Consider the following 17,064-nt stretch of genomic DNA (forward strand, 5'->3'; position numbering starts at 1 on the left):
GATAGCGTCAGCCTTTCATCGGTTGCCGCGGTGCGCCCATCCTGTGAGACGCATCTCGAGCCACGCCATGATCGCGTACATGACGATGCCCAGCACGGCGAGTGCCACCAGCCCGGCCCAGACCAGCGGCACGTTGAACTGGGACTGCGCCGCCAGCATCATGTGACCAAGTCCGGAATTGGCGGCCACCGTCTCCGAAATCACCGACCCCACGAATGCGAGCGTGATCGCGACCTTCAGCGATCCGAAGAAATAGGGCATCGAACGCGGAATGCCGACCTTGAGCATGATGTCCATCTTCTTCGCGCCCAGCGCTCTAAGAACATCCTCCATTTCCGGTTCAATGGTCGCGAGACCGGTCGCCACATTCACCACGATGGGGAAGAAGGCGATGAGGAAGGCCGTCAAGACAGCGGGAACCGTTCCGATGCCGAACCAGATCACCAGAATCGGCACGACCGCGACCTTGGGAACGGAATTGAAGCCGATCATCAGCGGATAGAGACCGGCATAGATGGCGCGGCTCCAGCCTATCGCCAGCCCAAGGGCAAGGCCGCCGACGACGGCCAGCAGGAACCCGACCGTGGTGGTGAAAAGGGTCTGCAGGGAGTTCGTCCAGATCACCGTCCAGTATTTTACGATGGCAACCCAGATGTCGCTCGGAGCGGGCAGGATGAACACGGCGATCCCGAAGGCCCGCACAGCACCTTCCCACACCAGAAACAGCGCAATGGTCCAGATCCAGGGCGCAGCCTTGAGCCAGGTACGTTCATCGATCATGCCGCAGCCCTCGCTTCCGCGATATGCCCACGCAACTCGTGAACGATGTCGTTGAATTCAGCTTCATAGGTAAGGTCGATCGGTCTCGGGCGCTCGAACCCGATCTCACGTTCGACGATGATCTTGCCGGGGCGCGCGCTCATCACGAAAACCCGATCGGCCAGAAACACCGCCTCACGCAGGTCATGGGTCACCAGCACGACGGTGAAGCCCTTTTCGGCATGAAGATCCCGGATGACCTGCCAGAGTTCCTCGCGGGTAAAGGCATCGAGCGCGCCGAAAGGCTCGTCCAGCATCAGGAGTTGGGGGTCATGAACAAGAGCACGGCACAGGTTGGCGCGCTGCTGCATTCCGCCCGACAACTGCCACGGAAACTTCTCACCGAACCCGGCCAGACCGACCATCGCCAGAAGTCCTTCCGCGTGTTCGACATAGGCTGAATATTCACGAGAAAGCTTGCGTCGATGCGGCTGGACGATCTCCAGCGGCAACATCACGTTCTTGAGCGTCGTGCGCCACGGAAGCATCGACGGGTTCTGGAAGGCCATTCCCGCAACCGAGACCGGGCCATCCACCTCCTTCCCGGCCACCTCGACCGTACCCTCCTGAGGTCGGATCAGACCCGTGGCCAGCTTCATCAAGGTGGATTTTCCGCAACCCGACGGACCGACAACAGCGGAAAACTCACCCTTGCGCACGGACATGTTGAGTCCGTCGAGCGCAAGCATTCCCTCTCCACCGCCTGCCCCGTAGGACAGACGCACATCACGAAGATCGACAAATCCGGTCACGTCGCCCCCCACTCTCATGCAGATCATGGCGCGGCACCGCGCCCGACACGGGGCGCGGTACCGCGACAGGTCGGGTTACTTGATCATGCGCTCTTCGAGCGGCGGCAGGAACGATGCGTCGAAGACGCGTTCGGCCGCAGGCGGCGTGTCACTCACGTCCATCGAAATCTTGAGATAGTCCATGGACTTGGAGAGCTTCTCCATATCCACGCCGCCAAAGCCGTTTGCACGGGCAGCCGGCGTCGCAATGGACCCATCAACCGCCATCTGAAGACGCTCGATCTCGGTATCCTTGTCGAGAACGCCATTGCGCTCGAGCACATGGGGAATGGCAGCCGCTGGATCGGCGATCGCGTCAAGGTATCCACGCACGAGTGCGCGAACCACACCCTTGACGGCGTCGGGATTCTCCTCCGCGAAGTCCGTATTGACCATGACGACATTGCCGTACAGGTCGAGGCCCTTCTCCGCCATGAGGATCGTGGAGATGTCATCGGCGGGAATGCCCTGCGCCTTGAGGTTCAGGACCGAGGAGAAGGAATAGCCGAAGATCGCGTCGACCTGCCCCTGGGCGAGCATGGGCTCGCGAACCGGGAAACCAACGTTCTCGATGGTAATCTTGGACGTATCGAGACCGGCAACCTCGGCAAAAGCCGGCCACTGGCCGAAGGCGGCATCGGGCGGGGGCGCGCCGAGCGTCTTGCCCTCAAGGGATTTCGGGTCGTCCGTCACGCCCTGGCTGACCCGACCGATGATGGCGATGGGCGGGCGTTCATAGGCCATCATGACGGCCTTCACCTTGAGGTCAGGCTGTTCGTCAATCAGCTTGATGAGCGCGTTTATGTCGCCGAAACCCATCTGGTAGGCACCGGTCGCGACGCGAGGAATGGATTCACGAGACCCGGCTCCGCTGTCGATGGTGACGTTCACCCCCTCGTCAGCGAAATACCCCTTGTCGAGCGCGATGAAGAACGGCGCCGCCGGTCCTTCGAACTTCCAGTCGAGCGTGAATTTAACATCCGTGTCGGCCAGCGCCGCCGGCGCGGCAAGGCTGGCGGCAAGCGCAAGTCCAATAAGTCGACGCATGAGTACCCCACTGGCTTTTTTGTTTCGCCAGTGAGACTGCCGCGACCATGCACACAAATCAAGCAGATTTGGACGCCGCACACTCTTTGAGCAGCGACGCCCAAAAACGGGTCACAGCTTCAGATACCGGATCACGTCTTCGGCCAGTTCCTCGGCCGAACGGTGCACCGTATCGAGGTGCAATTCAGGAGATTCCGGCGGTTCATAGGGGCTGTCGATGCCGGTGAAGTTGCGGATCTCACCAGCTCGCGCCTTGCGATACAGCCCCTTCGGATCGCGGTCCTCCGCAACCGAGAGCGGCGTGTCCACATGGATCTCTACGAATTCGTCGCCCCTGAAGAGGTCACGTGCCAACTTCCGGTCCGAACGGAACGGGGAGATAAAGGACACGAGCACGATCAGACCGGCGTCGGTGAACAGCTTCGCCACCTCTCCGACACGGCGAATGTTCTCGACCCTGTCTTCCTCGGAGAAACCGAGATCCCGGTTCAGACCATGCCGCACATTGTCTCCATCGAGAAGAAAGGTAAGCCTTCCCTTCTCATGCAGCTTTTGCTCAACGAGATTTGCGATCGTCGATTTCCCGGCCCCCGAAAGCCCCGTGAACCAGAGCACACGCGGCTTATGGCCGGTCAGTTCCGAGCGGGCGCCACGATCGATGTCGAAGGCCTGACGGTGGATGTTGTCCGCCTTGCGCAGCGAACGCCAGATCATGCCGGCACCGACCGTCTGATTGGACAGCGGATCGATCAGGACGAAGGCGCCAGTATCCCGATTGACCTCATAGGGATCAAAGGCGACCGGGGTCGCAAGCGCGAGTTCGCAAAAGCCGATCTCGTTGAGAGACAGGGTTTCGGCCGCATCTTCCTGAAGCGTGTTCACGTCGATGCCGTGCACGATCCTTGTCACGAGCGCCGAAGTCAGGCGTTTGCCGACCTTTACGGCGTACCGGCGACCGGGAACGAGAGGCTCGTCCCCCATCCAGATCACATGTGCACTGAGCCTGTCCGCCACCTCCGGACGCTGGTCCGGCGGGCAAAGCACATCGCCACGCGAGATGTCGACCTCTTCGGCAAGGGTCAGCGTCACCGCATCACCTGCCGTGGCCTCCTCAAGGTCACCTCCCATCGTGGCAATCCGTGCAACGGTGGCAAGACGACCGGACGCGGCGACCGCAATGCTGTCGCCGGGGCGAACCGAGCCGCTGACAATGGTTCCGGCATATCCGCGAAAGTCCAGATTTGGACGGTTGACCCACTGAACAGGCATACGGAACGGGCCGTTGACCGCATCGGCATCGATACGGACGGTTTCCAGATGCTCCAGCAGGGTCGGACCTTCATACCAGGACATGGACGGCGCGCGACGCGTGAGGTTCTCGCCAGTGATCGCCGCCATGGGGATCACCTCGATGCTCTCGAAGCCGAACCCCTCGGCAAACGCACGATAGTCCGCCTCGATCGCAGCGAAGGTCTCCTGCGCGTATCCGACAATATCCATCTTGTTGACCGCCACGACGACGTGGCGAATGCCGAGCAGCGACACGATGAAGGAATGGCGGCGGGTCTGCGGCAACACTCCCTTGCGCGCATCGATCAGGATGACGGCCAGATCCGCCGTCGAGGCCCCTGTCGCCATGTTTCGCGTGTATTGCTCATGGCCGGGCGTGTCGGCCACAATGAACTTGCGCTCCTCGGTCGCGAAAAAGCGGTAGGCAACGTCGATGGTAATGCCCTGCTCGCGTTCGGCCTCCAGACCGTCGACCAGAAGCGCGAAGTCCAGCTCCTCCCCCTGGGTCCCGAAACGGACGGAGTCCTTCCTAAGCGCCGCGACCTGATCCTCAAAAACCTTCTTCGTGTCGTGCAGCAGCCGGCCGATCAGCGTCGATTTGCCGTCATCCACGCTGCCGCAGGTCAGAAAGCGCAGCAGTCCCTTTTGTTCGTGATCCGCGAGAATGTCGACAGCAAGAGGCGTGTCGAGCGCGTCGGCGGAAGGAACCGCCGAAGTCAGTGCCTGGGTCATCGCCTCGGTCCTCAGAAATAGCCTTCGCGTTTCTTCTTTTCCATCGACGCCGCGTCGTCGTGGTCGATCATGCGTCCCGAGCGCTCGGAGGTCCGTGCCACGAGCATTTCCGTAACGATGCCATCGAGCGTGTCCGCTCCGGACTCGATCGCCGATGTCAGCGGGTAACACCCAAGTGTGCGGAACCGCACCCGGCGCATTTGCGGGGTCTCGCCGTCGCGCAGCGGCATCCGGTCGTCGTCGACCATGATGAGCTGACCGTCACGCTCAACGACCGGGCGCTCCGCGGAAAAATAGAGCGGCACGATCGGGATGTTTTCCGCGCGGATGTACTGCCAGATGTCCAGCTCGGTCCAGTTCGACAGCGGGAACACGCGAAGCGACTCGCCCGAGCGCACGCGCGTGTTGAAGAGCGACCAGAGCTCGGGACGCTGGCTTTTGGGGTCCCACCCGTGGGAGGCCGTGCGGAAGGAAAAGACCCGTTCCTTGGAGCGCGACTTTTCCTCATCCCGCCGCGCACCACCAAAGGCCGCATCGAAGCCGTGCGCATCCAGCGCCTGCTTCAGGGCTTCGGTTTTCATGACCTGCGTATAATAGGAAGAACCATGGTCGAAGGGATTTATGCCCTCGGAAAGCCCTTGCGGATTTGTGTGCGTAATGAGCTGCATCCCCGCCTCGGCCGCCATCCGGTCCCGGAAGGCAATCATCTCACGGAACTTCCATGTCGTGTCGACATGAAGCAGCGGAAACGGAGGCGGAGCGGGATAAAAAGCCTTGCGGGCAAGGTGCAGCATGACGCTGGAGTCCTTGCCGATGGAGTAGAGCATCACCGGGTTCGCCATTTCGGCGACAACCTCACGGATGATCTCGATGGACTCCGCCTCCAGACGGTGGAGCTGGCTCTTTCTGTTGGACATGACCATATCCTATCTTCCCGAGTCGACGACGGACCGAAAAACCGCCTGCGACAATCACCCAAGGAGATAGGCGGACAATTAGACGCAAGCGAGGAACAGCTTTCCGGGGAAACGTCCGTCCTTAAAAAATCGCTGCGAAGAAGATCAGAGAGCCTTCGCTCCCTCGACCAATATGCTCGCGCCACGTATCAGTGTCGGGTCCCCGGCAGCCAGGAACCCGGGATTGGCAAAATCCGTGTCGTGAGCCTGGTTTCTCTTGCCGTAGCGGAACGGTGCACCCTCAATGCCCGTCACCACACCGCCCGCGGCAGTGAGCACGGCATGCCCGGCAGCGGTGTCCCACTCCATCGTACGTCCGAAACGCGGATAGAAGTCCGCCTCTCCGCGAGCGAGAAGGCAGAACTTGAGAGACGATCCGACGCTGACGCGCTCACGCACCCCCAGAGCGCCTAGCAGCTCTTCGGTCTGGGCATCGGCATGGGACCGACTTGCAAGAGCAACGGGAGGCTCATGTGCCGGCATCCGGACCTGGCATCGCTTCCAGCCCCCACCGGCAAGCTCGAAGGCCCCGGTGTCGGAGGCTCCAACGAACATCCCACCCGTAGCGGGAGCATACACAGCCCCAAGGACGGGCACGCCATGTTCGACAAGCGCGACATTGACGGTGAATTCACCCCGCCCGGACACGAACTCGCGTGTTCCGTCGAGCGGATCGACGAGAAAGAAGCGGTCACCGATTTCAGGGATCCGGCCTGCAGCGGCGGCCTCCTCGGCCACCACCGGCACCCCCGGATACGCAGTCGCCAAGGCTTCCAGAAGAACGGCCTCGGCTCTTCGGTCAGCTTCCGTTACCGGGCTCTCGTCGGACTTGCGCTCAACCTCGACACCGACCTCGTAGAGGTCGAGGATCACGCGACCGGCGGCCTCGCACATCCCGCGCAGGCATTCCATGTCCCGTGTCGGCGCCATGGCCTCATCTCCCTCGACCTATTGTGCCGGGAGCACGCACAAGTCGTTCAAAGACCGGCGCGCTTCCCTATTCCCCGGTAGGTAAGGCCCGCCTCATGCACATCCGCGGCTTGCCAGACATTTCGCATGTCGATCACATCGCGACCGCGCATCCGCCCGGCGATATCGGCAAGCGACAGGCCGCGATAGACGTTCCATTCGGTAATGATCGCGAGAGCGTCGACCCCGTCCGCGACATCGTAGGGATTGTCGCACCAGACAAGGCCGGGGAGCAACGGCTCTGCCTGCTCTCGCGCTTCGGGGTCGTGCGCGACCACTTCGACACCGGCCTCCTGAAGGGCGGGAACGATGACGAGCGACGGCGCATCGCGCACGTCGTCGGTGTTGGGCTTGAACGCGATGCCGAGAATGCCGACGCGCTTTCCCTTCGGATCGGGCCCGAGAGCGGCCAGAACCCTGTCGGCCATGTCACGCTTGCGCGCCTCGTTGACCGCGATTGTCGTCTCTACGAGACGCAGCGGCGCTCCGTGGCGCTGTCCGGTCGCAGCAAGCGCGGTCGTGTCCTTGGGAAAGCACGACCCGCCGAATCCCGGCCCCGCGTGAAGAAACTTGCCGCCGATGCGCTTGTCGAGACCGATACCGCTGGCGACCTTCTGCACATCTGCACCGACCTTCTCGCACAGATCGGCGACCTCGTTGATGAAGGTGATCTTCAGTGCCAGGAAGGCATTCGCCGCATACTTGGTAAGTTCAGCGTTCTCGAGCGTCGACACGAGAATCGGCGTCTCGCGAAGGTAGAGCGGACGATAGAGCTTGCGCATGGCCGCCTCGCCAAGCTCGTCCTCAGCTCCCACGACGACCCGGTCGGGACGCATGAAGTCCTCGATGGCCGACCCCTCGCGCAGGAACTCCGGGTTGGAGGCGATGGAAAACGGCACGCCCGGTCGCTCCTCACGGATGATCTCGGCGACCTTCCGGCAGGTGCCGACAACCACCGTGGACTTGATGACGACCACGGTCTCCGGGGTCATCGCAGCCGCGATCTGACGCGCAGCCGCATAGACGTAGGTGAGATCGGCTTCACCGTCGCCGCGCCGCGACGGCGTGCCGACAGCGATGAAGACCACGTCGGCCTTTTTGACAGCCGTATCGAAATCCGTCGTGAAGGCAAGCCGGCCGGCTTCGAGATTGCGCTCGATCAGGGTGTCCAGACCCGGCTCGTAGATCGGCACCTCGCCCTGGTTCAGGCGGGCGATCTTGTCGGTATCGATATCAACGCAGGTAACGTCGAAGCCGAATTCCGAGAAACACACTCCCGACACCAGTCCGACATAGCCGGTGCCAATCATCGCGATACGCATTCGACCTCCTGCGGCCTTGCCGACCACGCCGGCCGGCTGGCACCCGATGCCGTCGTCATGCTCACCGCCACGCCTTGGCAGTCTGCGCCAGGAGCGCCGACGACGCGGAAAGCGGCTGAAAACCGGCAGTTTGTCACGTTTCCGTCACATCCTGAAGCTTGCCGAGCGGGCAGGATCAGATGGCAGCGTTCCTGTTCGCTTGCCACCTGTTTGTCAACCCGCTAATACCTTCGGGAGTTGCAAATTCGCCGCGTAACGAGTTGTTCCGGCCACAGCTAAAGAGGGGCAGAGGACGGATTTGGCAGTGCTCGTCACGGGCGGCGCCGGATATATCGGCAGCCACATGGTCTGGCGCTTGCTGGATGCCGGGGAAGAGGTTGTCGTCATCGACAATCTGAGTACCGGTCACGCCTGGTCCGTTCCCGGCAACGCTCACTTCATCGAAGGCGACATCGACGATCCGCTTGTGCTGGCAAGGGCCTCGGCGGCCGCGCCGCTGGACGCCGTGGTTCATTTCGCGGGCTCGGTCGTTGTCCCCGACTCGATCCGCGAGCCCTTGCGCTACTATCGCAACAACACCTTCGCCACGCTTGCCCTGCTGGAACACTGTGTAGCCAGCGGCATAGAGCGCTTTATCTTCTCCTCCACAGCCGCCATATACGGTGACACGGGCGAGCGTCCGGTTCGCGAAAGCGACGAGAAGGCACCCGAGACGCCATACGGGCGCTCAAAGCTCATGATCGAGACGATGCTCGATGACGTCGCTCGCGCCTCGGCTCTCCGGTACGCGTCGCTGCGATACTTCAATGTGGTCGGCGCCGACCCGCAGCAGCGCACCGGACAGTCCACCGAAGGTGCGAGCCACCTGTTGAAGGTGGCTTGCGAGGCGGCTACAGGGAAACGTGAGGGCATGGCGGTTTTCGGAACCGACTACCCCACGCGAGACGGCACGGCGGAACGCGACTTCATCCATGTCACGGATCTCGTCGACGCCCACTACCTCTCGCTGAAGCGCCTTCGCGAGTTCCCCGAGAACTTCGCCCTCAACTGCGGCTATGGCCACGGCGTTTCGGTGCTCGACCTGATCCGCGCGGTCAAGGATGTCTCCGGAACGGACTTCCCCGTGCGCTACCAGGAAAGGCGCGCTGGCGACCTGGCACAGGTGGTCGCGGACAACACGGCAATCCGCGAGACTCTGAACTGGGCGCCCCGTCACGATGAGCTTTCCGGTATCGTTCGCGATGCTCTGGAGTGGGAACGGCGCCTGACGCTGCGCAATGCGCCTCAATAAAAATACTGAGTATACAGGCGCCTGATTTCCCCAACTGTCACATTATCACCTCTTTGAGAAGGCTAGTCGGTGAGGTACTAGAGGTGTGCGCAATGCCGCAACTTGGGGGAGACTAGATTTTCTGACGTACAACGCAGCTAGGACCATGATAAAATTGGCGATGTCGAGTGAAAGACATGGCACCTGGAGCTTCTTGAGACCTGATCGGCTCATCCGGTCAAGCTGCACTTGAAGTCGAAGCTCTCAAAAAAAGATCAATCGTATGTCACAACGTGCCCGCAACTCCGTCGTCACCGGTATCGCGGTTCGCCTCCCCGGGGCACCATCGACCGAGGCGTTCTGGACCCTTCTGAACGAAGGCCGTTGCGCAATCTCGGAAATTGACAGCGAGCGCTTCGATACACGCCAGTATCTGCATCCGCGCCCGGGCACACCGGGGCGCAGCTATACGTTTGCTGCCGGTACCATCGAGAATGTCCTCGGGTTCGACGCGGCCTTCTTCGGCATCTCCCCGCGCGAGGCAGCCCAGATCGACCCGCAGCAGCGGCTATTGCTGCAGGTTACATGGGAGGCCATGGAATCGGCAGGCCTGGCCTCCACGGATCTGGCCGGCAGCAAGACCGGTGTCTACGTCGGCGCATCCGCGCTCGACTATCACCAGCAGATGCTGTTCGACCTTTCCTCGGTCGATTCCCACACGATGACCGGCAACACGCTCTCCATCGTTTCGAACCGTCTGTCGTATGCGTTCGACTTGCGCGGTCCGAGTTTCACGGTGGATACGGCCTGCTCGTCATCCCTGGTGGCACTTCATGAAGCCGTGAGCGCCCTTGAAGCGGGCGAGATCGACACCGCGATCGTGGCGGGTGTGAACCTTCTCCTCAGCCCTTTCAGCTTCATCGGCTTTTCCCGGGCTTCGATGCTGTCGCGAGAAGGTCTCTGCCGCGCCTTTGACGCCAATGGCGACGGCTATGTACGCTCCGAAGGCGCCGTCGCGCTTGTTCTTCAGCGCAAGGACCTCGTCTCTCCCAACCGGGTGCGGGCCGAGATCATTGCCACTGGCACCAATTCCGACGGTCGCACCGCCGGCCTGTCGCTTCCTTCGTCCCAGGCGCAGTCCGATCTGCTCGCATCGATCTATAACGACCACGACTTTTCACCGGACAGCCTTGCCTTCATCGAGGCGCACGGAACGGGAACCCAGGTCGGAGACCCCGCCGAAGCGTACGCGCTTGGCACGATCATCGGACAGGCCCGCACGGCCCCCCTGCCCATCGGCTCCGCGAAGACCAATGTCGGACACCTCGAACCCGTCTCCGGCCTTGTCGGGCTGGTGAAGGCGATACTCGCCCTCTCGCATGACCACCTGCCCCGCTCCCTTCACTTCGAAACACCGAATCCGAACATCGATTTCGAAACGCTTAATCTTTCGGTTGCCGCGACCCCTCTCTCGCTGCCGGCACGTGAGGGAGAAGCGCGGCTTGCGGGAGTGAACTCCTTCGGTTTCGGTGGAACGAATGCCCACGCTGTCGTTGCGGACCCGGGGTTCTCGCCAGCGCAGAAACGGTCGCCTCCTCAAAGCGCCGTCTCCGACAGCGCGCCGCTGATCATCTCCGCGCGTTCGGAGGAAGCTCTTCGCGCGCTCGCGCTGGAGTATGCCAAAAGGCTCGAGACAGATGACACCGCAGCCGGTGCCCTGAGCGATGCGGCCGTACGTCTTCGCGAAATGCACGAACACAGGCTTGTCGTGCATGGCAGCGCGGCAAACAAGCAAGATGCTCTCAAGGCCTACGCGGCCTCCACGTCTCATGCCCACACCGTCAGCGGCCGTGCCAGGCAACGCGGTCAGCGCCTTGCCTTTGCCTTTTCCGGAAACGGATCCCAATGGGCCGGGATGGGGCAGGAAGCCTACCAGCGAGATACCGCCTTCAGGCAGGCGTTCGAGGAACTCGACAAGTCCTTCATGTCGGTTGCTGGATGGTCGCTCGTCACAATGCTGTTTTCGCGCGATCTCGACATGGAGATCGGACGCACGGAAGTTGCCCAGCCCCTGCTCTTTGCGGTGCAGGTCTCACTTGTCCAGTCGCTCAAGACACGAGGCATCTCTCCGGATGCCGTGATTGGCCACAGCGTCGGTGAAGTTGCCGCCGCCTGGTGCAGCGGAATGCTGGATCTTCCAACGGCGGTGCGCATCATCCATGCACGCTCGACGCAGCAGGAGGTTGTTCGCGACCTCGGCGGCATGGCCGCGCTGCTTCTGGGGGAGACGGAAGCACGCGCTGCCCTGGAAACCGCCGGCCTGCCCGGCCTCGAGATTTCGGCCATCAACTCGCCGCGCAGCGTAACGGTCTCGGGTCCGCTCGAAAGCATCGACGGTCTCGCACATTTCGCACGACAGAACCGCTGGGCCCTGAAGAAGCTCGATATCGCCTATCCCTTTCACAGTGCACTCGTCGACCCGATCGAGGCGCCGCTTCGCGAAACGCTTGGCGAGATCACCTGCGACACTACCAGGATCCCGTTTCACTCGTCCGTTCATCCAGACAGCGATGCAACCACGCCGGATGCCACCTACTGGTGGGAGAATGTCCGTCGGCCGGTGCGATTCTCCGCCGCCGTCGAGAAGCTCGCACAGGACGGCATCGACATCATCATGGAGATCGGTCCAAGACCGATCCTTACCGCATACCTGCGCGACACACTCGCCGATACCGGCGTGCAGGCAACCGTTCTGCCGTCCTTTGAGCAGCCGGGGCCACGTGTTGCCAATGGCGAGACCCTCGACACCGTCGCCGCACGCCTCGTCGCGCATGGGGCGCATGTCGACATGGATCTCTATGTTGGGCCCGAGGGACGCTTTCTGCCCGACCTCCCCCACTACCCCTGGCAGCTCGTTCCCTGCGTTGTCGACGCGACACCCGACAAATTTGGTGGACGAAGGCGTACATCCCCGCTGGCGGGTGTTCGCCCGCGCGCGGAAACTCCGACCTGGTTCAATGTGCTCGACACGGAGCTGCTTCCCTTCCTCGCCGACCACAAGGTCGAGGAGGCAGTCGTCTTTCCGGCAACCGGATATGTCGAGATGCTGCTTTCAACCGCGCGCGACTGGAGCGGCGAAGACGGCATCGAGATCCGCAACCTCGACATTTTCCGCCCGCTGGTTCTGGACCCGGGCAAGACCATCGAAACCCTCGTTCGCCTTTCCCCCGATGACCGGGTGATCGAGCTCTTTTCCCGCCCGCGCCTGTCGGACAGCGACTGGGCCCTGCATGCGCGCTGCACCTATCGCACGCTTGCGCAGCCGCCGGAGCCGGAGGCAAGAGCCGAGACGGCCAAGGCGGCCACGGTCGGGGCTGATGCCCTCTACCGGCTCACTCGCGCCAACGGGCTCGAGTACGGCGAGGCGTTTCGCCGTGTCGAGCAGACGTTGGTCATGGGTGACAGAAGCGCCCAAAGCCGCCTGTTTCCAACCGCAGTCCACCTGGACACCCACTTCTCGCTTGATCCGACGCTTGCCGATGCCGGCTTTCACGGCCTGTTCGCCCTCGTGGCACGAGCCGTGACAAGCGATGGCGACATGTCCTTCCTGCCCGTGCGTTTCGACCGGGTGCAGCTTGTGCAGCCTGGCGCAACGCCGACAGACGTCATGATCGAGGTGGAACGTGCGAGCCCACGTTCACTGCTCGCGCGGTTCGACTTTCTCGATGCGGACGGAGAGCTCGTCGCTCGACTTTCAGGAGTGCGCTTCAAGGCGGTCCAGCTTCACGCCCCTGTGGGCGGGCCGGACGACCTTGCCTATCATGTCGAAGCCCGCCTTCTTCCGCCTCTCGACCACCGGAAATCCGCCTCCGACCCCGCTCTGCCCGACCTTGCGACATGGATCGCGGATGCCGGTGTCGTGTCCGACAGCGCGGAGGCGATCGAACCCGCCGACGACACCCTGCTGCTTGATGCAATCGCACGCAGTGTCTTCCTTGCGGGACTGAGCAGGTCCGCAGACCTGTCGAAAGATATCGATGCGCTTGAGGAGCCTCTTGCAACGCTTGTCCGCGAGGGCCTTGAAGAGCTGGAGCGTCATGGTCTTGCGGAAAAAGCGGATGATGGCTGGAAGCTTGCCTCGCCGGCGGAGACCGCCGCTGCCGCAGACCTTGTCGAGGCGCTGACAGCCGACTTCGGAACCCATGCGATCGAGACGTCCCTGCTTCTGCGGGCGGGTGAAGTCATGCCCGACCTGCTCAAGAATGGCTCGATTGGCGAACATGCCTCCGCCTTCGCTCCCGCAATGCTGGAGGCCTGGCGCACGGACGGTGCCGGTGCCCGCTCGCTTGAGGCTGCAGCCCGTGCGATTGCCCGCTTGCTTGCATCTCGCGTGACTGCGGAGCGCAGCTTGCGTGTGCTTCTGGTCGGAGCAGGAAACGGTGCCGCGGATGAGGCGATCAGCCACGCACTGCCACTTTCAACGGTATCGCTCACGATTACCGACACGAGTGATGCACGTCTGGCCCGGCTTGAGCGCAACTGGGCCGCGCGTCCCGCGACACGCTTTCTTCCCTTTGCCGAGCTTACGGGAGAGGGTGTTGCGGGCTTCGACCTGGTGATCCTGCTTGGATCACGCTTCATGAGCGATCGACCTGCCCTTCGCACTCTTGCAGGATGCATCGCACCGGGCGGCTGGGTCCTCTCGCTCGGGGAGAACGGAACCCTTCGCCAGCACATGATCGACACGCTTTCCGGTGATGGCGCACCATCGGCTGGAGGGGATATTCCCGGCTGCGTTACATGGCTCGATGGCCCCGTCGAGGGGAGCGACGGCTCGATCCGACTGCATCTCGCACGTCGGGCAGCCACGGCTGCAACCCCGGAGGACAAAGAGCCCGTCTTGCAGGACGACGCGAACGCCCGGTCGACCGACAGAGCGCCGCACAGGCGAGTCCTGCTTGTGGATCTGGCAAACACAGTCGATCCGCAAGTGCATTCAGAACTCCGAAAAACACTTTCAGGATCCGGCCTCGACGTAACGCTCGCCGTCCCTGGCGCCGAGACCGCACCGCTGACGGATGGGTCCTGGCAGATCGCGCTGGATGCCGATACGGCCACCGACCTTCCGGAGCCTCTGCAGGATGCGGCCTCCGGCGGGATCATCCTTCTTGCGCGTTCCGACGACACCTCTAACGCCGCGGCCTCGCTTGAAACACTGGCCTGGCGCTTGATGAACGTGCTGCGGTCGGGGCTATGCAAATCTGGACCTCTTGCGCTCATCGCACCGGGTGGTGCCGTCTACTCGGGCGACACCAATGCGCCGGATGCGGAGCTGTCCGGCCTCTGGACCTTGGCCCGTGTCGCAATGAACGAGTTCCCGGACGCGCACCTGCACCTTGTCGATCCGGGCGAGCTGTCGGAAGCCTCCCTACCCTTGATGCTCGACGAGATCCGTCGCCTGTTTGCGGACCCAGAGGGCGAGCGCGAGATCGTCCTTAGAAACGGCAAGCGCCATGCACTTCGGTTGGCACGCGGCCCCGTGTTGCCCGATACGCGTGACGGAGCGGACAACACCCTGCTGAAGCTCGAAATTCCGGCGCAAGGGTCACTCGATCGTCTCACCTGGCTCCGTGCGCCACGTGAAGCTCTCGGTGACGACGAGGTCGAGATCGCCGTCGAGGCGAGCGGCCTCAATTTCCGGGATGTCATGTGGGCGCTCGGCCTGTTGCCTGAGGAGGCCCTGGAGGACGGCTTTGCTGGCCCCACTCTTGGCATGGAGTGCTGCGGACGCATCGAGCGCGTGGGGGCGAACGTGCGCGATCTCGCCGCCGGGGACAGGGTGATCGCCTTTGCGTCCTCCGCATTCGCAAGCCATGTGAAGGTCGCGCGCAGCGGATGTGTCCGCGCTCCCGAGACCCTTTCGGCCGAAGCGGCGGCAACGATCCCCGTCGCCTTCCTCACGGCCTACTATGCACTTGTCGAGCTCGCCCGGATCGGCGAAGGCGATACGGTGCTTGTGCACGGAGGAGCTGGAGGCGTCGGCCTTGCCGCGCTTCAGATCGCACGCAACGCGGGCGCCCGTGTCATCGCCACGGCCGGGGCTCCTGAGAAGCGCGCGCTACTGGCGTCTCTCGGCGCCGATCACGTGCTGAACTCACGTTCGCTGGACTTTGCCGACGAAGTCATGGCCCTTACGAACGGTGAAGGCGTGGACATCGTCCTCAATTCGCTGTTCGGCGAGGCGATGGAACGCAGCATCGAGCTTCTGAAGCCCTTCGGGCGTTTCCTGGAACTCGGCAAGCGCGACTACTACGAGAACAGCCATCTGGGACTGAGGCCTTTCCGGCGCAATCTCAGCTATTTCGGGATCGATGCCGACCAGCTTCTGACCTACCAGCCACGTCTTGCCGAGCGGCTTCTGGCACGCGTCATGGCGCTTTTCGAGGAAGAGACCCTCTTCCCCCTTCCTCATCGAGCCTTCCCGGCGGACCGAGCCGTGGATGCGTTCAGGCTGATGCAGCAAGCCGGTCACGTGGGCAAGATCATCCTGCGTCCGCCGCAATCTCGGGAGACACGGGAAGCAGCAGCGCCCCTCTCTCTGGAGACAGCAGGAATCGAGATTGTGGCTGGCGGGTTCGGCGGGTTCGGCGCGGAGCTCGTTCGCCGTCTCGCAGGGCGCGGCGCGCGGAACATCGCCGTCCTTTCCCGCAGAGGAGCCGAGACACCGGAGGCGACGGCCCTCATCACGGAGATGGGCGAGCGCGGTGTCCGTGTCTCGGCTCATGCCTGTGACCTGACCGACAAGACAGCCGTCGCGAGAACGCTTGAAAGCATCCGCGCCGACGCAGGCTCTCCCATCACTGGCGTCTATCATACCGCGATGGTGCTCGAGGATGCGCTGATCGCCAATCTGTCACGCGAGGCACTTTCCAAGGTCCTCGCGCCCAAGGTTACAGGCGCCTCCCTGCTCGACCGGCTGACGCGGAGCGATCCCGTCGAGCGGTTCGTGCTCTTCTCTTCCGCAACGACGCTTGTCGGAAACCCGGGGCAGGCCAACTACGTGGCCGCGAACGGTTTCCTCGAAGGTCTCGCCGCCGCGCGGCGGCACGCGGGCCTGCCCGGCCTTGCCGTGGCATGGGGGGCGATCTCGGATGCGGGGTTCCTTGCGCGCAACGCCGATGTCGGCGACCTTCTGTCCCGCAAGCTCGGACGCCATGCCCTTCGTGCGGAAGAGGCTCTCGACGGGCTGATCGCCATGCTCTCATGTCCGGCCGGGACTGCCCTGCCCGCGCTTGTCGGCTACGCGCGTATCGACTGGACCGCAGCCCGCAGGGACCTCGCCCTTCTGGCGACACCCTATGCCGAATGGCTGGGCCTCAGCGCCGACCCGCGTGACGGGGAGGCCGACCAGATCGACCTTGCGGCCCTGATCGAGGGCCTCACGCCGCAGGAGGCGGTAGCGCGGATCGTTGACCTTCTGAAAGTGGAGATCTCCGGCATCCTCCGGATCGCCGGCAGCGAGATCGACCCGGCGCGCCCGCTCATAGAAATCGGCATGGATTCGCTGATGGCGCTGGAACTCCGCATGGCGGCGGAACGCCAGTTCGGCATCGATATTCCGCTCATGTCCCTTGCCAACGGAGCAACGCTTCTCGACATGGCAACCCGCATACATGCGGCTGCGGCTGGCGGCACAGATTCCGCGCTGTCGGCGGAATCGCGTACGAGCCTCCTGCAGCATGTGAGAACCGAGGACCTTGCCGAGGAAGCTGATCTGGGCGACCTTGAACAGCATGTGAAGAACCGCGCAAGGGACATGAAATCACTTATCTAGGGTGTGTCCTGGCGCCGAGAACAGGTTCCTGCCA

The 17,064-nt window shown here is 62.9% G+C and carries 9 protein-coding genes; 2 read left to right on the forward strand and 7 right to left on the reverse strand.

What is annotated here, in order from left to right:
* Nucleotides 1-15: 15 nt before the first annotated feature.
* The 7 genes from ACYX4S_RS10645 to ACYX4S_RS10675 all read right to left on the reverse strand — a co-directional run bounded on the left by ACYX4S_RS10645 (nt 16) and on the right by ACYX4S_RS10675 (nt 7,926).
* Entirely contained in the window at nt 16-780 is a 765-nt protein-coding gene (locus tag ACYX4S_RS10645) for an ABC transporter permease (protein WP_293721073.1), read from the reverse strand.
* Entirely contained in the window at nt 777-1,508 is a 732-nt protein-coding gene (locus ACYX4S_RS10650; RefSeq protein ID WP_422070316.1) for an ABC transporter ATP-binding protein, read from the reverse strand. Before ACYX4S_RS10650 ends, ACYX4S_RS10645 begins: the two co-directional genes overlap by 4 nt.
* Nucleotides 1,509-1,646: 138 nt before the next feature.
* The gene (locus ACYX4S_RS10655; RefSeq protein ID WP_476360141.1) at nt 1,647-2,657 is read right to left on the reverse strand and encodes an ABC transporter substrate-binding protein; all 1,011 of its coding nucleotides are present in this window, start codon (nt 2,655-2,657) and stop codon (nt 1,647-1,649) included.
* A gap of 111 nt (nt 2,658-2,768) precedes the next feature.
* Nucleotides 2,769-4,679 (reverse strand): sulfate adenylyltransferase subunit CysN, encoded by a 1,911-nt coding sequence (cysN, locus tag ACYX4S_RS10660; RefSeq protein ID WP_476360142.1) that lies wholly within the window; start codon nt 4,677-4,679, stop codon nt 2,769-2,771.
* An 11-nt stretch (nt 4,680-4,690) separates the two neighbouring features.
* Nucleotides 4,691-5,596 (reverse strand): sulfate adenylyltransferase subunit CysD, encoded by a 906-nt coding sequence (gene cysD / locus ACYX4S_RS10665; RefSeq protein ID WP_293721069.1) that lies wholly within the window; start codon nt 5,594-5,596, stop codon nt 4,691-4,693.
* Between the two features lie 144 nt (nt 5,597-5,740).
* Nucleotides 5,741-6,565, reverse strand: coding sequence for a 3'(2'),5'-bisphosphate nucleotidase CysQ (cysQ, locus tag ACYX4S_RS10670; protein ID WP_476360143.1), 825 nt, complete (start codon nt 6,563-6,565; stop codon nt 5,741-5,743).
* A gap of 47 nt (nt 6,566-6,612) precedes the next feature.
* Nucleotides 6,613-7,926 (reverse strand): UDP-glucose dehydrogenase family protein, encoded by a 1,314-nt coding sequence (locus ACYX4S_RS10675; RefSeq protein ID WP_476360144.1) that lies wholly within the window; start codon nt 7,924-7,926, stop codon nt 6,613-6,615.
* A gap of 298 nt (nt 7,927-8,224) precedes the next feature.
* On the opposite strand from ACYX4S_RS10675, the gene galE reads away from it, so the two are divergent.
* Entirely contained in the window at nt 8,225-9,217 is a 993-nt protein-coding gene (galE, locus tag ACYX4S_RS10680) for a UDP-glucose 4-epimerase GalE (protein WP_476360145.1), read from the forward strand.
* A gap of 262 nt (nt 9,218-9,479) precedes the next feature.
* Nucleotides 9,480-17,030 carry a type I polyketide synthase gene (locus ACYX4S_RS10685; protein ID WP_476360146.1) on the forward strand — a complete coding sequence of 2,517 codons (7,551 nt, stop codon included), beginning with the start codon at nt 9,480-9,482 and terminating at the stop codon, nt 17,028-17,030.
* Nucleotides 17,031-17,064: the final 34 nt, after the last annotated feature.

It is taken from the genome of Stappia sp. ABD4_338, from assembly GCF_056312175.1.